Annotated in this window: 17 protein-coding genes; 12 read left to right on the forward strand and 5 right to left on the reverse strand. The window is 71.2% G+C overall.

The genetic code is table 11. The annotated features are described in order from the left end of the window. Positions 1-341: 341 nt before the first annotated feature. The 4 genes from ACFWFI_RS16210 to ACFWFI_RS16225 all read left to right on the forward strand — a co-directional run bounded on the left by ACFWFI_RS16210 (position 342) and on the right by ACFWFI_RS16225 (position 4,320). Positions 342-1,172, forward strand: coding sequence for a hypothetical protein (locus ACFWFI_RS16210; RefSeq protein WP_387390054.1), 831 nt, complete (start codon positions 342-344; stop codon positions 1,170-1,172). A 214-nt stretch (positions 1,173-1,386) separates the two neighbouring features. After that, a complete protein-coding gene (locus ACFWFI_RS16215) occupies positions 1,387-2,862 on the forward strand; it encodes an aldehyde dehydrogenase family protein (RefSeq protein ID WP_387390056.1) in 1,476 nt (491 codons plus the stop codon). 8 nt (positions 2,863-2,870) lie between these two features. Beyond that, complete coding sequence (locus ACFWFI_RS16220; protein WP_387390058.1) at positions 2,871-3,056, forward strand: hypothetical protein; 186 nt, start codon at positions 2,871-2,873, stop codon at positions 3,054-3,056. Between the two features lie 46 nt (positions 3,057-3,102). After that, positions 3,103-4,320, forward strand: a complete 1,218-nt coding sequence (locus tag ACFWFI_RS16225; RefSeq protein ID WP_387390060.1) for a cysteine desulfurase-like protein — start codon at positions 3,103-3,105, stop codon at positions 4,318-4,320. A gap of 61 nt (positions 4,321-4,381) precedes the next feature. On the opposite strand, the gene ACFWFI_RS16230 is transcribed toward ACFWFI_RS16225, so the two are convergent. Then, complete coding sequence (locus tag ACFWFI_RS16230; protein WP_387390063.1) at positions 4,382-5,170, reverse strand: IclR family transcriptional regulator; 789 nt, start codon at positions 5,168-5,170, stop codon at positions 4,382-4,384. A 160-nt stretch (positions 5,171-5,330) separates the two neighbouring features. Between ACFWFI_RS16230 and ACFWFI_RS16235 the strand changes: the two genes are divergently transcribed. From ACFWFI_RS16235 to ACFWFI_RS16245, 3 genes are all read left to right on the forward strand, one after another. Then, entirely contained in the window at positions 5,331-6,239 is a 909-nt protein-coding gene (locus tag ACFWFI_RS16235) for a 5-dehydro-4-deoxyglucarate dehydratase (RefSeq protein WP_387390132.1), read from the forward strand. A gap of 100 nt (positions 6,240-6,339) precedes the next feature. Further along, complete coding sequence (locus ACFWFI_RS16240; RefSeq protein WP_387390066.1) at positions 6,340-7,677, forward strand: gluconate:H+ symporter; 1,338 nt, start codon at positions 6,340-6,342, stop codon at positions 7,675-7,677. Positions 7,678-7,727: 50 nt separating this feature from the next. Further along, the gene (locus tag ACFWFI_RS16245; RefSeq protein WP_387390069.1) at positions 7,728-9,056 is read left to right on the forward strand and encodes an enolase C-terminal domain-like protein; all 1,329 of its coding nucleotides are present in this window, start codon (positions 7,728-7,730) and stop codon (positions 9,054-9,056) included. Positions 9,057-9,177: 121 nt separating this feature from the next. Here ACFWFI_RS16245 and ACFWFI_RS16250 read toward each other — a convergent pair whose 3' ends face one another. Next, positions 9,178-10,053, reverse strand: coding sequence for an SDR family NAD(P)-dependent oxidoreductase (locus ACFWFI_RS16250; RefSeq protein WP_387390072.1), 876 nt, complete (start codon positions 10,051-10,053; stop codon positions 9,178-9,180). A gap of 146 nt (positions 10,054-10,199) precedes the next feature. Between ACFWFI_RS16250 and ACFWFI_RS16255 the strand changes: the two genes are divergently transcribed. After that, entirely contained in the window at positions 10,200-11,138 is a 939-nt protein-coding gene (locus ACFWFI_RS16255) for a LysR family transcriptional regulator (protein WP_387390075.1), read from the forward strand. A gap of 352 nt (positions 11,139-11,490) precedes the next feature. Beyond that, entirely contained in the window at positions 11,491-13,089 is a 1,599-nt protein-coding gene (locus ACFWFI_RS16260; RefSeq protein WP_387390135.1) for a subtype B tannase, read from the forward strand. An 88-nt stretch (positions 13,090-13,177) separates the two neighbouring features. Here the strand turns inward: ACFWFI_RS16260 and ACFWFI_RS16265 are convergent, their stop codons facing one another. Then, a complete protein-coding gene (locus ACFWFI_RS16265) occupies positions 13,178-13,354 on the reverse strand; it encodes a hypothetical protein (RefSeq protein WP_387390078.1) in 177 nt (58 codons plus the stop codon). 18 nt (positions 13,355-13,372) lie between these two features. On the opposite strand from ACFWFI_RS16265, the gene ACFWFI_RS16270 reads away from it, so the two are divergent. After that, positions 13,373-13,513, forward strand: coding sequence for a hypothetical protein (locus ACFWFI_RS16270; protein ID WP_387390081.1), 141 nt, complete (start codon positions 13,373-13,375; stop codon positions 13,511-13,513). Between the two features lie 40 nt (positions 13,514-13,553). Here the strand turns inward: ACFWFI_RS16270 and ACFWFI_RS16275 are convergent, their stop codons facing one another. Together ACFWFI_RS16275 and leuA are read right to left on the reverse strand one after the other, a co-directional pair. After that, on the reverse strand, positions 13,554-14,354 hold the full coding sequence (locus tag ACFWFI_RS16275) for an ABC transporter ATP-binding protein (protein ID WP_387390084.1): 801 nt from the start codon (positions 14,352-14,354) through the stop codon (positions 13,554-13,556). Continuing rightward, positions 14,351-16,180, reverse strand: a complete 1,830-nt coding sequence (leuA, locus tag ACFWFI_RS16280; RefSeq protein ID WP_387390087.1) for a 2-isopropylmalate synthase — start codon at positions 16,178-16,180, stop codon at positions 14,351-14,353. The genes ACFWFI_RS16275 and leuA overlap by 4 nt, the downstream gene beginning before the upstream one ends. Positions 16,181-16,348: 168 nt before the next feature. Between leuA and ACFWFI_RS16285 the strand changes: the two genes are divergently transcribed. Continuing rightward, a complete protein-coding gene (locus ACFWFI_RS16285) occupies positions 16,349-17,038 on the forward strand; it encodes a FadR/GntR family transcriptional regulator (protein ID WP_387390090.1) in 690 nt (229 codons plus the stop codon). Positions 17,039-17,425: 387 nt separating this feature from the next. Then, entirely contained in the window at positions 17,426-19,063 is a 1,638-nt protein-coding gene (locus ACFWFI_RS16290) for an alpha/beta hydrolase (RefSeq protein WP_387390093.1), read from the forward strand. The last annotated feature ends 26 nt before the right edge of the window (positions 19,064-19,089 follow it).

Here is a 19,089-nt window from a genome sequence, read left to right on the forward strand (position 1 = left end):
ACTGCGACGGCCCCCGATTCCGTGTGCCTGAGGGCTACCCCCGGCGGCACGGCTCCTCCCGGCCCTCGCCGTCCGGCGCCCGTTCCCTGATCCCCTGACACGCCTGCCGCCGTCGGCCACGGCTTCGAGGGGGTCGCACCGCTCCGGATCCGGCCACAGAACGACCAGTTCCGGCTCGTCGCCCGGCGGAGCAATCCGTAGGCCCTTCGGATCCGAATCAATGGGGGAGCCAGTGGGGCAGGCGAGGTTGCCGGCCTTCTTCGGAACACGCGTGGCCCGGGGCCTGGCAAGGGGTGAGCCCCGTCGACAAGCGACCGGGGCATGCAGAGGGGGAGACGCACATGGGCATACGCGGCGCGACAGTGAACGACGTACGGGATGACGGCACCCTGGCCGAGGAAGCGGACGGCCACGGGAGCAGGCGCACCCGAAGCGACGGTGACCCGAAAACGGCCGAGGGCTCGGCCGTGAACGGCGTATTGCCCGTTGTTCCGGCAGCCGGTGACGGCTCGGACTCCGACAGTGTCGCGCCACCCCCTCGGCCGGTCTTCGTCGACGCCACCGGGAAACGCAGCCGAACCTGGCGACGTACAGGGGTCATCACGGCGCTCTGCTGCGCCTGCTACGCCACGACTGTGGCCGCTGCGCTGGTCGGAGGCGATTCCGGCGCCCCCTATCTGCAACTGCCCCGGGCGATGGGCCTGGAACGAGAGGCGGGAGAGCAGTCGACCCGGAGTCAGGACGGAGACCGGGCGGCCGCAGCGGCCGGATCCAAGCCCGAGACGCCCCGTCCGGTGGCATCCGGTCCGGTCGCATTCGATGCGTCGGCCCGGTCTGCGCCCGCGCGGGTCTCCGCGGCGCGCCCCCTCGAGGCGTCCAGCGATCCCGTCGGCATCCCCGAAGTGGTCGCGCGGACCGTTGTGCCCACCTCCGGGCCCCGGTCCTCTGCCCCGGCGTCCGGTACATCCGGCGGGAGCGCGCAGAGCGGGGAAGGATCCACGGATGAGCCCTCCTCTCCCGCTCCCGAGGACGGAAACGGTTCCGGAGGAGGGGGCGCGACCGCCGGTGGTGACGACACCCAGGGAGGGGAGGCCGAGGGCACCGCTCCGCCGGAAGGGCCGCTCGGCGATCTGCTGGGCGGGCTGCTCGGTGGGCTGCTGGGAAGCGTCTGACGGCGGCCGACGACCGCCTCGGCGGGGCTCGGGGCCAACTGCGCCGGTCCGGTGCTCCGGGCCGTGAGGCGCCGGGGCGTCGGGGTCAGCGCCGCCCGTCCCGGCTCCCCCCGGGGGCATCGGCGCGCGGGAGCCCTGTGGTGGAATCGGCGGGCCGGGTCGACCGTACCCCCCACCGGCCGACCCGATCCCGACTCATGGACAGGAGCCCATCATGACCAGCACAGACTCCGCCCCCACGGTGTCCGGGCCGATCTGGTCCGCGAAGATCTTCGACGGCTCCTGGCGTGCCGCGGGCGGCGGCACCATCGAGGTCACCGCCCCCGCCACCGGCGAGGTCGTCGCGACCGTGGGCGCGGCCACCCCCGGGGACGTCGACACCTCCGTCGCGTCGGCGAGGACGGCGCAGCGCGCCTGGGCGAGGCTCAGCTACGCCGAGCGGGCCCAGGTCTTCATCAAGGCCTCCGCCCTGCTGGCCGCGGACCCGGACCGCATCGTGCGGTGGCTCGTCCCGGAATCCGGCTCCGGGCAGGGCAAGGCACGGTTCGAGGTCGGTCTGCTCGTCGCGGAGCTCGACGAGGCCGCCGCACTGACCTCGGAGCCCTACGGCGAGCTGCTGCGGAGCACCAAGTCCCGCCTCTCCGCCGTGCGCCGCGTCCCGCTGGGTGTCGTGGGTGTCATCAGCCCGTTCAACTTCCCGGCCATCCTCGCCCTGCGTTCGGTGGCCCCGGCGCTGGCCGCCGGCAACGCGGTGGTCCTCAAGCCCGATCCGCGCACGCCGGTGTCCGGCGGCCTTGCTCTCGCCGAACTGCTGGCCGACGCCGGACTGCCCGAAGGCCTGCTGCACGTCCTGCCGGGCGGAGCCGACGTCGGCGAGGCACTGGTCGCGCACCCGGACGTGCCCTGCATCTCCTTCACCGGCTCCACCCCGGCGGGCCGCGCCATCGGCACGGCCGCCGCCCCTCTGCTCAAGAAGGTCCACCTGGAACTGGGCGGCAACAACGCCCTCCTGGTCCTGCCGGACGCCGACCTGGATGCCGCGGCCTCGGCGGGCGCCTGGGGGTCCTTCCTGCACCAGGGGCAGATCTGCATGACCACCGGGCGCCACCTGGTGCACGCCTCCCAGGCCGCCGAGTACGCCGCCAGGCTCGCCGAGAAGGCGAAGGGCATTCCCGTCGGCGACCCCACGGACCCGGCCAACGCCCTCGGCCCGGTCATCGACGAGCGGCAGCGCGACAGGATCCACTCGATCGTCACGCGCACCGTCGAGCAGGGCGCCGAACTCGCCGCGGGCGGAACCTACGAGGGCCTTTACTACCGGCCCACCGTCCTGACCGGCGTCCCGCTGGACTCCCCGGCGTTCGCCGAGGAGGTGTTCGGCCCGGTCGCTCCCGTCGTCGCGTACGAGACCGTCGACGAGGCCATCGACATCATCAACTCCTCCGAGTACGGGCTGTCCGTGTCGATCCTCACGGGGAACGCCTTCGCCGCCTGGGAACTCGCCGACCGGATCGAGTCGGGCGCCGTGCACATCAACGACCAGACGGTGGACGACGAGGCGGTGGCCCCGTTCGGTGGCAGCAAGGCATCCGGCACCGGGGGCCGGTTCGGCGGCAGGGCGAGCCTCGACACCTTCTCCGAGGTGCAGTGGATCACCGCTCAGGCACACATCGAGCGCTATCCGTTCTGACGCCCGCGGTGACGCCCCGCGGAGCTCGCGCACCTGGCGCGCTGCGAAAACGGCTCGCCAGGGACGGCCCCTTCGCCCCGGTCGTCGATCCGGCAGGTGCTGCCATCATGACCCTCGAGTCCCTGGTGCGGATCGGTGTGCGCCCGAGCCGGGTCAGCCACCTGCCGCCCCGGGCGAAGGAGCGCGTCGGCTGACCCGTACCGCTCCAGCCACCCGCCCCTCCCCCTCCCGGAGTACCCCTTGAGCAGCGACACCGGCCACACCCTCGACGTGCAGGCGATCCGTTCCTGCTTCCCGGCGTTGAAGGCGGGAACCGCCCGCTTCGACGCGCCGGGCGGCACCCAGACGCCCCAGCAGGTCATCGACGCGATCACCGGGGCTCTGACCCGTCCACTGGCGAACCGCGGAGTGCTCACCGAGGGCGGGCGCAACGCGGAGGCGATCGTCATCGGTGCGCGGCGGGCCCTGGCCGATCTGCTCGGCTCGGAGCCCGAGTCGGTGGTGTTCGGACGCAGCGCCACGCAGCTCGTCTACGATCTGGCGCGCACCCTGGCCAAGGGCTGGGGCCCTGGGGACGAAGTAGTGGTGTCCCGGCTGGACCACGACTCCAACATACGGCCCTGGGTGCAGGCCGCCGAGGCCGTGGGGGCGACGGTCAGGTGGGCCGATTTCGACCCCGCGACGGGTGAGCTCGGTGCCGGGCACGTCGAGGCCGTGCTGTCCGGTCGCACCCGGCTCGTGGCCGTCACCGCAGCCTCCAACCTCATCGGCACCTGCCCCGACATCCCGGCCCTCGCGGAGCAGGTGCACCGGGTCGGCGCGCTCTTCCACGTCGACGCGGTGCACTACGCCTCGCACGCCACGGTCGACCTGGCCGCCCTCGGCGCGGACACCCTGGTCTGTTCGCCGTACAAATTCCTCGGACCGCATCTGGGCGTGCTGACCGGCCGGCGGGAGCTGCTCCACAGCCTGCGGCCGGACAAACTGCTGCCCTCCAGCGACGCGGTGCCCGAGCGTTTCGAACTGGGCACGCTGCCCTACGAACTGCTGGCGGGCGCGACGGCGGCCGTGGACTTCCTCGCCGGCCTCGCACCCGGCGCAGGCAGCCGGCGGGAACGTCTGGGCCATGCGTTCACGGCGCTCGCCTCGCACGAGGACCGGCTGCGCGGCCGCATCGAGGAGGGCCTGGCGACGCTGGACGGCGTCACGGTGCATTCCCGTGCGGCACGGCGCACCCCGACCACGCTGTTCACCGTGGCGGACAGGAGTCCGGGAGACGTCTCCCGGCACCTTGCCGAACGCGGTGTGGACGCACCGGCCGGATCCTTCTACGCGTTGGAGGCGTCCCGCCGGCTCGGACTGGGCGAGGAAGGCGGCGTACGGGTCGGTCTCGCGCCCTACACGTGCGACGACGACGTCGACCGGCTGCTGAACGCCCTCGACGTGCCTCGCCGCTGACCCGGCGAAAGACACAGGGGGTGGGAGGCGCTGATCCGCTCCGTTTCGAACGCGGGGCGGATCAGCGCCAGTCGGGGGCGCCGGACGCGGGGGACAGGACACTCTCGATCTTCGTCCGGATCTCCCGCATGACCGCCACGACCCGGGCCTCGTGCTCTTCGCTCAGCCGCGCCACCGGCACCGAGCAGCTGATGGCGTCGATGGCCGGTGAGCCGTACCGCAGGGCGAAGCCGAAGCCCGCGATGCCCGTCACCGTCTCCTCGCGGTCGATCGAGTAGCCGCGCTCGCGCACACCGGCGAGATCGGCCAGGAGCGTGGCGTGTTCGGTGTGCGTGTTCTCCGTACGGGGCGCCAGAGGCCCCTCGGGGAGCGGAAGTCGGTCATCCGGGCGCTCGGCGAGCAGAGCCTTGCCGAGCGCTCCGGCGTGGGCCGGGATACGGCGGCCGACCCGACTGATGGTGCGCAGGTACTCATGGGACTCGCGCGTCGCGAGATACACGACGTTGGGGCCGTCGAGCCGGGCCAGGTGGATCGTCTCGCCGAGTGCGTCGGAGGCCTCGTCGAGGTAGGGACGGGCCGCGCGCACATGCGGGTCGCTGTCCAGGTAGCTCGTCCCCGTGTGCAGGGCGCGGATGCCGATGCCGTAAAGGGATCCGGTCGTGTCGGTGCGCACCCAGCCGCAGTCGATGAGGGTCCGCAGCAGCTGGTACATGCTGCTGCGCGGTACTCCCAGCTCCTCGGCGAGTTCGTCCAGGCGTGCCGGCCGGTCGCCGCGAGCGGCGAGGAGTTCGAGCAGCGCGACGGTACGGGACGCCGACTTCACCCCACGGACCCCGCTGTTCTCCGGCATGTCCACATCTTAAATCCGCGCTGTCGCACCCATTGACCGCGCTGCGTTCACCCGCCTAACCTCCGTTCTCATACATGTACGCCATCTGCATATAGGGATGAGATTTGTGGAGCGGTTCAGTGCGGACACCGAAGGCGTCGTTCAGCGGCTGCGGGACGGCATGGCGGGCGGGGTGCTGTCGTTCCCCCTCACCAGCTTCCGGGAGGACGGCGGCCTCGACCTGGAGTCGTACCGGGCGTATCTGACCGCCCAGGTGGCCACCGCGCCCGGCGCGGTGTTCCCGGCCTGCGGGACCGGCGAGTTCAGCGCGCTCGACGAGGACGAGTACCGCGCGGTCGTCCGGGCCGCCGTCGAGGTCGCCGACGGACGGCTGCCCGTGGTGGCGGGTATCGGCTACGGCTGGGCGCAGGCGCTGCGCTTCGCCCGCATCGCGGAGGAGGCCGGAGCCGACGCCCTGCTGGTCATGCCCCACTACCTCGTGGCGGCCCCGCAGGACGGTCTCGTCGAACAGCTGAGCCGGATCGCCGCCGGGACACGGCTGCCCCTGATCGCCTACCAGCGGGGCCAGGTCACCTTCACCGCCGAGAGCGCGCGCCGGATCGCCGAGATCCCCACGGTCGTCGGCCTCAAGGACGGGCACAGCGACCTCGACCGGCTCCAGCGCCTCACCCTCGCCGCACCCGACGGCTTCCTCTTCTTCAACGGCGCCGCCACCGCCGAGATCCAGGCGCGCGCGTACGCCACCGTCGGCGTCCCCGCCTACTCCTCGGCCGTCCACGCGTTCGCGCCCGAGATCGCCGACGCCTTCTTCACCGCTCTGCGGGACGGCGAGGACGCGGTGACGCAGAAGCTGCTGCGCGACTTCTACGTCCCTCTGGTCGAGCTGCGCGACCGGGTCCCGGGCTATGCCGTGTCCCTGGTCAAGGCCGCGGCCCGGCTGCGCGGACTGCCGGTCGGCCCCGTGCGCGCCCCGCTCGTCGACCCCGGCCCGGCCGACCTCGCCGACCTGGAGAAGATCCTCGACGCCGGGCTGGACCTGGTCGGCGCCACCCGCCGCCGCACCGCCTGAGCCGTGCCCCAACCGTTCCGGCCGACGGCTCCGGCCGAGGAGCCGCCGTGCGCCGGCGGTTCGACAGCCCGACAGTCCGACAGTTCAAAGGGGAACTGACATGCCGCTCGTCGTAGTCGGGATCAGCGTTGTCGTGCTGCTGCTCCTGATGACCCGTATGAAGCTCAACGGCTTCGCCGCACTGCTGCTCGTGGCCGTCGGCGTAGCGCTGGTCCAGGGGATCCCGGCGATCGAGATCCCGGACGTCCTCTCTGCGGGCATCGGGGACCAGATCGGCGACACCATGCTCACCATCGGCCTCGGCGCCATGGTCGGCCGGGTCATGGGCGACTCCGGAGCGGCCCAGCGGATCGCGGGCAAGCTCCTCGACGCCTTCGGGCCGCGCGGGGTCCAGCTGGCCATGGTGGTCACGTCCATGCTCATCGGCGTGACCATGTTCTACGAGGTCGCCTTCATCATCATCGTGCCGATCGCCTTCACACTCGTCAGGGTCACCGGGGTGAACCTGCTGTGGGTGGGCCTGCCGATGTCGATCTCCCTGTCCACGATGCACAGCTTCCTGCCGCCGCACCCCGGCCCCACCGCCGTGGCCGCGACCTTCCACGCCTCCGTCGGCCACACCCTCTTCTACGGCCTCTTCATCGCCGTACCGGCCGGTGCGCTCGTCGCGCTCCTGTGGCCGCGGCTGCCGTTCGTCAAGGCGATGAACCCCTCCATGCCCAAGGGCCTGGTCAGTGAGCGCGAGTTCACCGACGAGGAGATGCCCGGCATGGGGTGGTCGCTGTTCGTGGCCCTCTTCCCGGTGGTGCTGATCGCCGGCGCGGCCGTGGTCGACATGGTCGCCACCGGCGACAACGCGTTCCTGCACGGGATCGCCTTCATCGGCTCGGCACCCATCGCGCTCCTGCTGGCCCTGCTCCTGGCGGCCTGGGCGTTCGGACCGCGGATCGGCCGCAGCCTGGCCGACGTCAGCGCCTCCTGCGCCTCGGCGGCACAGGCGATGGCGATGATCCTGCTGGTCATCGGCGCGGGCGGTGCCTTCAAGAACGTCCTCGTCGAAGGCGGGATATCCGACTACATCAAGGACATCACCGAGCACTGGTCGATCTCGCCGATCATCCTGGCCTGGCTCATCGCCGCCATCCTCCGCATCGCACTCGGGTCCGCGACGGTCGCCGTCGTCACCGCTTCCGGCGTGGTGCTGCCGCTCCTGGCGGGCAGCGGTGCCCACCCCGAGATGATGGTGCTCGCCGTCTCGTGCGGATCGATCGCCTTCTCCCACGTCAACGACCCGGGATTCTGGCTGTTCAAGGAGTACTTCAACCTCTCGGTCATCCAGGCGATCAAGGTCCGCACCGGCTATACGACCGTGCTCGCGGTACTCGGCCTCGGCGGCGTCCTGGCGGCCGAGTGGACCCTCGACGTCATCGGCCTCTGACCCCCTGCTCCCTGTCCGATCCCCTCTCGCACCCAAGGAACCCGACCAGCATGAATCAGCCGGCCATCACTCACTTCGCCGTCTATCCCGTCGCCGGCCGCGACTGCATGGAGCTGAACCTCTCCGGCGCCCACGGCCCCTTCTTCACCCGCAACATCGTCGTCCTGAAGGACTCCGAGGGCCGTACGGGACTGGGGGAGGTGCCCGGAGGCGAGAAGATCACCCGGACCCTGCGGGATGCCGAGTCGCTGGTCGTCGGCGCGAAGGTGGGGGACTACAAGCGCGTCCTGCGCGAGATCGGGAGCCGGTTCGCGGACCGCGACTCGGGAGGGCGGGGCGCCCAGACCTTCGACCTCCGGACCACCGTGCACGCCGTCACGGCCGTCGAGTCGGCCCTGCTCGACCTGCTGGGCCAGCACCTCGACGTGCCGGTCGCGGCACTGCTGGGTGACGGTCAGCAGCGGGACTCCGTACGGGTCCTGGGTTACCTCTTCTACGTCGGCGACCCCGGACGCACCGACCTGGAGTACGTCCGCGAACCCGGCGCCGATGTCGACTGGTACCGCATCCGGCACGAGGAGGCCCTCACGCCCGAGGCGATCGTCCGCCAGGCCGAGGCCGCCTACGACCTCTACGGCTTCCGGGACTTCAAGCTCAAGGGCGGAGTCCTCGCGGGCGCGGAGGAGGTCGAGGCCGTAGGTGCGCTCAAGGACCGCTTCCCCGCGGCGCGGATCACCCTGGACCCGAACGGTGCCTGGTCACTGCGCGAGGCGATCGACCTCTGCTCCCCGCTGGTGGGCACCCTCGCCTACGCGGAGGACCCCTGCGGGGCGGAGGACGGCTACTCGGGGCGTGAGGTCCTCGCCGAGTTCCGTCGGGCGACGGGTCTGCCGACCGCGACCAACATGATCGCCACCGACTGGCGGCAGCTGACCCACGCCCTGGCCCTGCAGTCGGTGTCCATCCCGCTGGCCGACCCGCACTTCTGGACCATGCAGGGGTCGGTGCGCGTGGCCCAGCTGTGCAACTCGATGGGTCTGACCTGGGGCTGCCACTCCAACAACCACTTCGACATCTCGCTCGCCATGATCACGCACTGCGGTGCAGCGGCCCCGGGCGAGTACAACGCCCTGGACACACACTGGATCTGGCAGGAGGGCCTGGAGCGGCTCACCGTCGACCCGCCGCGCATCACCGACGGTGAGATCGCCGTCCCCGACGCCCCCGGCCTGGGCGTCGAGCTCGACATGGACCGCCTCCACGCGGCTCACGAGCTCTACCGGAAGGAGGCGCTGGGGGCGCGGGACGACGCCGACGCCATGCAGTACCTCGTACCCGGCTGGACGTTCGACGCCAAGCGGCCCTGCCTGGTCCGGTAGTTCGTCCCCGGCGGACCGGTGAGGCTGGTCCGCCGGGGGCCGAGGCCCCGGGTCCGGACGCCCGGCCGCCGAGCCCGTCCCCCCGTCCGGCCGGGTGACGGCCGGACGTGCTCACGACCCGTCAGGACGAACGGGCCGCCGTCGCGAGGAGCTTCGCCGTCCAGGTGCGCACGGCCTCGGCGACTTCAGGGGTGACGAATGCCAGCAGCGTGTCGTCCAGGACCCCTTGCGGTCCGACGACCAGGCCGGTGCGACCTTCCAGCGCCGGGTCGGTGGCGGCGGCCAGGGGGCCCTTCGCGGCTGACGCGACGGGAGCCGAGACGCCTTTCCGGATCTGCTCCCAGTGGGGCCGCAGTGCCGGAGGCAGGATGTCGATGGTCATGTGCGCCGCGTTGTCCGTCGCGGCGGCGCCGGGGTCGGCGGCGAGGACCGAGACGCCTCGGGACTCAAGACGCCCGGCGAGCTCCACGGTGTGCGCGAGATGGGCCAGCTTGGCCCGTCCCGTGGCGGCCAAGCCGTAGTGGGGGCCCGGCGGTTCGGCGTCGTCGAACACGGTCTGCGCCGCGGCGATGGCGCTCGACGTGACGTTCACGATGCGGCTCGGAGCCGCGGCGGCGAGCGCGTCGAGCAGTGCCTCGGTGAGGACGTAGGGCGAGAGGTGGTTGAGGGCGATGCTCGCCTCGATGCCCTCCGGGCTCTCCCATCGCTCGGTCCACATGCCACCCACGTTGTTCACCAGCAGATTCAGGCCGCCTTCGGCGGCGAGCCGCTCTCCCAGCCGCCGGGTCCCGGCGAGGGACGACAGGTCCGCGCGGACGAAACGTCCGGCGCGGCGCCCGGCGACCTCGTCGATGCGCGTCACCGCCGCCTCTCCTCGGGCCGGGTCGCGTCCCACGAGGACGACGTCCCATCCCTGACGTGCCAGTCCGAGGGCCGTTTCCAGTCCTATGCCGCCGGTGCCGGCCGTCACCACTGCCTTCGGGGCGTGCTCGGTCATCCTGTGCTCCCGTTCGATGCTTCGTCCGTGGGCGGGGCGCCCTTCGTCCGTGCCTCCAGCAGACAGGCACGGAGTCGATCACGGAAGTTCCGCTCCGGCATGGCCCGATGCCGCTCCGGCATGGCCTCCGGTGGGAGGATGTGCGCATGGGTGATGTGGAGATCCGGCAGGTCCACTACTTCATCGCCGTGGCGGAGGAGGGTAATTTCACCCGCGCCGCACAACGCCTGGCGATGACGCAGCCCGCGCTCTCCCGGGCGATCCTGGCCCTGGAGAAGACCGTCGGCGCCACCCTGCTGCTGCGTACCCCGAAAGGCGTCACCCTCACCGCCGCGGGTCACGCGATGCTCGAAGAGGGCAGGTCGCTGCTGGCTCAGGCGGGGAACGTGACCTCGCGAGTACGCCGGGCGGCCGAGCAGCAGGCCTCGGTGACGGTGACCGGCCCCGGCTGCGACGCGGCGCTGCTGGACAGGATGATCCGGTCGTACAACGAAACCGACCCCCCGCACCCGGCCCGGATGGCCGTCGGCACGATCGACGACCGGCTCGGCCGACTGCGGTCGGGAGAGGCCGACATCGCTCTCGTCCGCGCCCCTCTGCGTGGGCACGGACTGAACAGCGTGGTGCTGCGCCGCGAAAGTGTCTGCGTGCTGGTGGGCGCCCGGCACCGGCTGGCAGGAATGGAGACCCTGCGGATCGCCGACCTCGCCGGCGAACCACTCCTCGGCTGGCAGGGCCCGGGCGCTCAGCTCAACGACCCGGGCTTCTGGCCGGACGGGCTGCCGGGGGCGCCGGGACCGCAGGTGAGCGACGGTCTGCAGATGCTGGCGGTGGTCCGGCTCGGGCAGGCGGCCGCGCTCGCCGCCCCGCCGTCGGACGGCGCCGGCGCGCCCGAGGGAACCGTCAGCATTCGCCTGGAGGACGGACCGGCCGTGCCCCTGCGGCTGGTCTGGCCGAGGGAGCGGACGACGATGGGCATCCGCCGATTCGTCAGGCACACCGTCAATTCGTTCCGGGTGCCGGGGCAAGGAGGGGCGGCGCCGGACCGGTCGGGGGAGATCCGGCCCGCCGCGTCGGCCGGCTGATCCGCGGGCGCCGTCCCCGCCGGCCCGATTGCGAGAACCCCATTCCGGGACCCGATTCCGAGGACCCGATTCTGAGAATTCCCTGAGTGTTTTCCGCTCTCGAATGCCAGGCGTTTCCGTGCGGGCGGACCTGTCATTCCTGTGTGTTCACAATGAAGTGGGCAATAAAGTCGGCAAGATTGTTGACACTTTTCTCTCAGGTCACCTACGTTCGCATCGCAGGTTGCGGACAGGGTGCCGACGGTGTCGGAGCGGCCCCACCGTGAGCGTCAGATCAGGTCACCGCTCGCCGGAGCGGCCGCGAAGGGGAGAGATCGTGAAGCACAGGGCAGTGAAGCGCAGGACCGTCGTCATGGGCGTGGGTGCGACAGTCGGGATCGCGGCAGCAGGAGGCTTCGCCCTGAGTGCGAACGCCTCGGGCACGACGGGATCGAAGTCCTCCGGCGCCGCCGACTCCCTTGTCTTCGACAAGGACGACTTCACCGAGCTGACGACGACCATCACCACGGACGACGGCGACAAGGAGGTGACGTACCACTTCTACAAGGCCATCACCTACGTCGCGCACCCCGTGGACGAGAAATACCAGAGCCTGAATGTCAGCGTTCCCGTCGAAATCGACGGCGAGAAGTCGAACGCCTCCGGCGCCCCCATTCTTTTCGCCAACTCGGTGGGCGGCTACATGCCCTCGTCCGTGGCGGAGGCGACCGGCGTGGGCGGCGGCGGAACGGGCGGCGGCATGCCTCCCGGCGGGGGCGGCGCAAGTGCCTCTCCCGGTGCCCCTGCGTCCGACGGTGGGACCGGCGAGGTGCCGTCCGGCGGCAACGGGCAGCTGGACGGCGTCGGCAAGATGGTCAGCAACGCGCAGCTCGCCCTGGCCGCGGGATACGTCGTCGTGGAGCCCGGGGCGCGCGGCCGCACCCTCACCGACGGGGACGGCACCTACTACGGCACGGCTCCGGCCGCGATCGTGGACCTGAAGGCCGCGGTGCGGTACGTACGCTTCAACAAGGGCCGCATACCGGGCGACACCGACCGGATCGTCACCTCCGGCACCAGCGCGGGCGGCGCCCTGTCCGCTCTCCTCGGCGCCTCCGGCGACAGTCCCCTGTACGCGAAGTACCTCGAGGAGCTCGGTGTGGCCGACGCGAGCGACGCCGTGTTCGCCAGCGGCGACTGGTGCCCGATCGCCGATCTGGAGCACGCCGACATGGCGTACGAGTGGAACTGGGGCGCCAACGGGCTGAGCACCGGCGCGCTCGTCGACCGGACCGTCTCCAAGGAGCTGACCACCGCGTTCGCCGACTACCAGGCCTCCCTCAAGCTGCGGGTGAAGGGCTTCGGAAGCCTCACGGTGCGCAACCTCGACGACTACCTCCTGGAGACCTACCTCCGGCCGTCGGCGACCACCTACCTCAAGGGCCTCTCGGACAAGGACCGTTCGGCCTACCTGACCGCGAACCCGTTCATCACCTGGTCCGGCGGCAAGGCCACCTTCACCTGGGAGGGCTTCCTCGGACACGTCGGGGCGCGAAAGAAGGACGCGCCGGCCTTCGACGCCTTCGACCTCTCCTCCGGCGAGAACAACCTGTTCGGTACGGGAACCGCGCAGGCCAGGCACTTCACGCTGTACAGCCTGCGGCACGAGAAGGGCGGCAGCGCGCGGCTGGACGGTGACCTCGACGAGAAGCTCCGGCTGATGAACCCGATGTACCACATCGTCGAGAAGCGCAACCCCGGCCGTGCCAAGCACTGGTGGATCCGCGTCGGCACCAAGGACAGCGACACCTCCCTCACAGTCGTCGCCAACCTCGCGGCGAGCCTGGAGCAGTTGGGCGACGACGTCGACGCGCTCTACTACTGGGACCAGGGCCACGGGGCCAACACCGACGCGGCCGACTTCGTCACGTGGATCGCCGAGGTGACGGGCTACGGGAACAGGAAGAGGTGACGGACAGGAGGGGAGAGGAGGGGAGCGGCCGAAGCCGTTGACGTGATGAGGCGCCGCCCGCCCTGTCGTCCCATTCGTGCCGAGGCGGCTACCAGGTGCGGGCGGCGAGCTGGAGGCGGTCGCGGACCCGGGCGACGTCCGGGTTGCCCTCGGTGCCCGGTCGCTGGACGAGGAACAGCGTGTTCAGCGGCGGCTCGTCCGGGTCGTGCAGCAGGGCCAGTCCGCCCGAGGCCAGCTGTTCCCGGCACAGCGAGCGGGGCAGCACGCCGTATCCGGCAGCCGGGTGCGGATCCTCACCCAGGAGTCCCGGATCGGCCGGCCGGCCGCGGACCTGGCCGGGCAGACACCGAACCCGATGCTCATCGGCCACCAGGCGTGGCTGGACGGCCTCACCCGCGCGGCCGTGGGCGGCAAGCGCTCCTGAAGGGGCGCCGGACGCCGACGGGTGAGGCCGTCCGCGCCCGTCAGCCGGGCCGGCGGCTCGTCCGCACGCTCCACCTGCCCTCGAAGCGGCTGAGCCGGACCGGATGGTCGAAGCACTTGCTGATCTGACCGCTGGTCAGCACCTCGTCGGCGGGACCCGAGGACAGGCACCGGCCGTCACGCAGCAGCATCACATGCGTCGTGCCGGGAGGAAGCTCCTCCAGATGGTGCGTGACCAGGACCGACGCGAGCTCCGGCGAGCTCTGCTGAAGGGTGTCGATCCGTTCGATCAGCTGCTCACGGCCCGCGACGTCCAGCCCCGTCGCCGGTTCGTCGAGGAGCAGCAGCCGTGGCCGCGGCATGAGCGCCCGCGCGATCAGGGCGCGTCCCCGCTCGCCCTGGGACAGGGTCGGCCACCGGGCCTCCCGCCGCCCGGCGAGGCCGAGCAGGCCGATGAGACCGTCGGCCAGGGCCAGCTGATCGGCCGTCGGCTTCCACCGTGGCACGGGCTCGACGCTGTTGGTCAGGCCCGTCAGGACGACGTCCCTGACCTTCAGCGGTGAGCGCAGCGCATGGCGCGGGTCGACATGGCCGACGTACGTGCGCAACTGGCGCAGGTCGACCCGTCCCAGCACGTGTCCCAGGACTTCGACCGTGCCGCGGGTGGGGTGCGTGAGTGCTCCGAGAAGGCTGAGCAGTGTGCTCTTGCCGGCGCCGTTGGCGCCTAGCAGGGCCCAGTGCTCGCCGGCCCGCACGGTCAGCGACACCTCGCTCAGAATCGGGTTCCCGTCGCGCACGACGTCCACGTCGTGCACACGGAGCACCGGGGGAGTGCCGGTCATCGGGTCACCGCTCCGCCCCGGTTGACGGCGGCCATGACCGCGTGGACGGAGGCGGCCAGGACCGAGGTGTCCCAGCCGGCACCCCAGCGGGTGACCCCGTCCACGCGGCACTCGGCGTAGGCGGCGGCGGGACTGCCAGGACCTGTGGCGGTGGAATGCTCGGCGTAGCCGAGTACGTCGACCGTGACACCGGCCGAACGCAGGGCGTCCGTCAGTGCCGACAGCGGACCGTTTCCGGTGCCCCGGAAGGAGAGTGTCCGTCCGTCGGCGCGCAGCTCACACGCGAACTCGTGCGCACCCGGACCGGTTTCCGAGGTGGTCCAGGACTCCAGTGTGAGCGGGCCGTCCGTGGCGGGGGCGATGTACGTGGCGTGGAAGAGGTCCCACAGCTCCTTGTGGGAGAGCTCGCTCCCCGTGCTGTCCGTGACGTGCTGCACCGTCTGTGAGAAGTCCGGGCGCATCGCCTGCGGCAGGTCCAGCCCGTGGTGGGTGCGGAGCAGGTGGGCGATTCCCCCCTTGCCCGACTGGGAGTTGATGCGGATGACCTCCTCGTACGTACGGCCGATGTCACCCGGGTCGATGGGCAGGTACGGCACCGCCCAGGGCGCCTCCGCGGAGCTCACCCCGGACTCGGCGGCCTGTTCGCCGTGGTGGGCCATTCCCTTGGCGATGGCGTCCTGGTGGGTGCCGGAGAACGCCGTGTGCACGAGCTCGCCGCCGTAGGGGTGCCGGGGGTGGACGGGGAGCCGGTTGCAGTGCTCCACCACGTCGCGCACCGCGTCGATGTCCGAGAAGTCGATCATCGGGTCGACCCCCTGCGCGTACAGGTTGAGGGCCAGGGTGACCAGGTCGACGTTCCCCGTGCGCTCGCCGTTGCCGAACAGGCACCCCTCCACCCGCTGGGCACCCGCCAGCACCGCGAGTTCGGCGCAGGCGACCCCGGTGCCGCGGTCGTTGTGCGGGTGCACGGACAGGATCACGGACTCGCGGTGCGCCAGGTGGCGGTGCATGTACTCGATCTGGTCGGCGTACACATTTGGGGTGGCGATCTCCACCGTGGCCGGCAGGTTGTGGATCACCGGCCGGTCCGGGCTCGCCTCCCACAGCTCGGTGAGGCCGTTGCAGACGTCCAGGACGAAGTCGGGCTCGGTGAGGTTGAAGACCTCCGGGGAGAACTCGAACCGGATGTCCGCGCCCGGCCGTTCCCCGGCACGCCGCATCAGATGGGTGGCGGCATCCCTGATCAGCGCGTGGACTTCGGAGCGTGACCGCCCCAGGACGACGTCCCGCCACACGGGCGCGGTGGCGGTGTAGAGGTGTACGACGGTGCGGGGGAGCCCCTCGATGGAGTCGACGGTCCGGTCGATCAGGTCCTGGCGGGCCGCCGTGAACACGGAGATCGTCACGTCGTCGGGCACCGCGCCGCTTTCGGCGAGGTGGCGCACGAAGTCGAAGTCGGTCCGGCTGGCGGACGGGTAGCCGACCTCGATCTCCTTGAAGCCCATGGTGACGAGGAGATCGAACATGCGGCGCTTGCGCTCGGTGTCCATCGGTTCGGCCAGCGCCTGGTTGCCGTCCCGCAGGTCCACGGGCACCCACAGAGGGGCCCGCTCGAGACGGCGCGAGGGCCAGGTGCGGTCGGTCAGGGGCAGCGCCACCCGGTCGTGGGCGGGGCGGTAGCGGTGGTGGGGCATCGCGCCCGGGCGCTGGGGGTTCCAGGCCGGTGCGTCCGCCGGGAGGTCGCCGGACGGAGTGCGCAGGGTGGGGAACGCCGTGGTCTCGAAGGAGGAAGTCATCGCGGGGAAGAACCGCTTTCGGTCGGCCATCAGGTGACCGGCACAGCCCGACACCCGCTGCGGGGGGCCGGTCAGTCGTATGTCAGGCCCCGCAGCGGCGGACGAGGAGAAGGAGCTCGTTCTGCGGCATGCCGGGTACAGTAGCCGCAACCAACTCCTCAGACAACCTGAGGAGTTCATCGGGGAAGTTGAACACACATGTCGCTGGGACCCCTGAGACCCTCGCCTCTCGTCGAGCAGGCCACCGAGCATCTGCGCGAACAGATCGTCGGCGGCGCCTGGCCCGTGGGCACGAAACTGCCGGGTGAGACGACGCTGGCCGCGTCCCTCGGCGTCGGGCGGTCGACGGTCCGTGAGGCGCTGCGCGCACTCGCCGGGGCAGGGCTGGTGCGGGCGCGACAGGGAGCGGGCGTCTTCGTCATCGCGGCCGAGCCCGATGAGGACTGGACCACGCAGTTGCGTCGCGCGGCCGTCACCGACGTCTACGAGGTCCGCATCGGCATCGAGGTCGAAGCCGCGCGACTAGCCGCGCGACGCCGGACGGACGAGGACCTCGCCGGCCTCACCGCGGCCCTGGCCGGACGCCGCGCCGCGGCGGACGCCGGTGACGCCGCGTTCGTCGACGCCGACATCGCCCTGCACGCCGCCGTGGTCGCCACGGCGCACAACCCCGTGCTCTCGGCGCTGTTCACCGAATTCGTCCCCACTCTGCGCCGGGGACTGATCGACATGCTCGCGCTGCTCGACCTGCGCTCCGGGGATCCCAACCACGGCGACGACGGCCATGCCTCGCTGGTGGACGCCGTCGTGCGGGGGGACGGCGACGCGGCCGGCCGCACGCTGCGCGAGGAGCTGGAGCAGACGCTGGCCCGACTCGCCTCGCTCTAGGGGTACTTGCCGACGCCTGCGTGGGCGGTGTGTGAGCCGACAGATGATCAGCCGTCAGACGTCCGCCCGGCGGGGGCGGGTACCGGACGAGGCGGTCCGTGGTCACGCGGCGGCGGTCCATCCGCGAGTCGGTGGGCTCGAGGCGAGGGGGCGGCCCTTCGGCTGGTTCGCCGGAATCGGAGGATGTCGCAGAACAGGTCCCCGGCGTCGCCCGGGGCGATTTCCAGCGGGGCAGCTCCCTCCCGTCCCCTACGACCAGGGGATCATGCATGGCTGTCTCATCACTCCCGAGACGGAGGGGAGTTGGTGCCGCTGGGCTGATGTTCCCGACGCACGCCACCTGAATGATCGTTCCTGTCCGAACGTGTGACCGGAAGGAACGATTACGTGCGTAGACGATGTCTCGGGCCCCTGTTGGCTGTCGGTGTCACGGCAATGCTGGCTCCCGCGCTCGCCACCTCGACGGCCACCGCCGCGCAGGCCGCCACCCCGTCGGCCGCCTCCTCGTCCGCCGCCAAGGGCGCGCTGGACCGGTATGTGAAGCAGAAGCCGCAGTGGAAGCGATGCGGAGCCGACTCTCCGGCGGAGTTCGAGTGCGCCACGGTCAAGGTCCCGCTGGACTACCGGGTTCCCGGAGGCAAGCGGATCGACTTGGCCATATCCCGGATCAAGAGCACCGCACCTGACAAGCGGCACGGTGTCCTGTTCTCCAACCCCGGCGGCCCCGGGGGGCAGGGGCTCTACATGCCGATGGGGATGCGGGAGAGGCTCCCCGGGTCCGCACAGCAGAAGTACGACCTCATCGGCTTCGACCCGCGCGGTGTGGGGAAGAGCAGCCCGGTTTCCTGCGATCTGGAGCCGGAGGAGGAGAACGTACTGCGGCCGTACAAGGCGGAGACGTTCGACAAGGACGTCGCCTGGGCGCGGGACGTCGCGAACAAGTGCAAGGAGGAAGCGGGCGACGAGCTCCCGCACATCACCACGCGCAACACCGCGCGAGACATGGACCTGATCCGGGCGATCCTCGGTGAGAAGAAGATCTCGTACGTGGGTTACTCGTACGGCACCTACCTGGGCGCCGTCTACACCCAGCTCTTCCCGGGCCGGGCCGACCGGTTCGTGCTGGACAGCGCGGTCGATCCGGCGCGCGCCTGGCGAGGGATGATCCAGTGGTGGGCGGAGGGCGCCGAGCCCGCGTTCGACCGGTGGACCGAGTGGGCCGCCGGGCGTTCGGACGAGTACGGCCTCGGTGACACCCCGAAGGAGGTCGACCGGACCTTCTGGGACCTGGTCGCACAGGCCGACGAGAAGCCCATCGAGGTGGACGGGCAGCCGAACAACGGTGATGACATCCGGAGCGGTATGCGCGGGGCGGTCTTCAGCCCGGAGTACGCCACCGAGGGGGTCGTGGAGCTGAAGAAGGCCGCGGCCGGCGAGCCCGCCTCGGCGAAGAGGCTCGCGGCGTCCGCCGGCTCCGACAGGACCGGGACGGCAGGCGCCGCCGCCGATGTGCCGTCCGACAACGGGACGGCGAGCTTCTGGGCCGTGGTGTGCGGCGACAACTCGGCCGCGTGGTCCCGCGATCCTGAGAGCTACCGGCAGGACGCCGTCGAGGACAAGGCCCGCTACCCGCTCTTCGGTGACTTCGCGTCCAGCATCAAGCCCTGTGCGTTCTGGGACAAGTCCGTGGAACCGGCAACCAAGGTGAACAACAGGGTCGGCTCCCTGGTCGTCCAGAACGAGTGGGACCCGCAGACCCCGCTGCCCAGCGGTCAGGCCATGCACGCAGACCTGAAGGGCTCGAAAATGGTCACCGTCCTCGGCGGCGAGGGCCATGGCGTCTACCCGAACGGCAACGCGTGCACGGACGGCACGGTCACCGACTACCTGCTCACCGGCAAGCTCCCGGCGAAGGACGTGACCTGCGAGGCGACAGCTGACTCGAACGCGGAGGCACGGAAGGACCGGAAGCGGGACGCGCTTCCCGGATCTCCGCTCCCGGAGCGTGCCCCGGACCGCTTCTGACCCAGGTCGCAGTGCCTTGCCGCGGG

The sequence above is a fragment of the Streptomyces sp. NPDC060209 genome (assembly GCF_042728155.1).
In the GTDB taxonomy this organism is placed as follows: domain Bacteria; phylum Actinomycetota; class Actinomycetes; order Streptomycetales; family Streptomycetaceae; genus Streptomyces.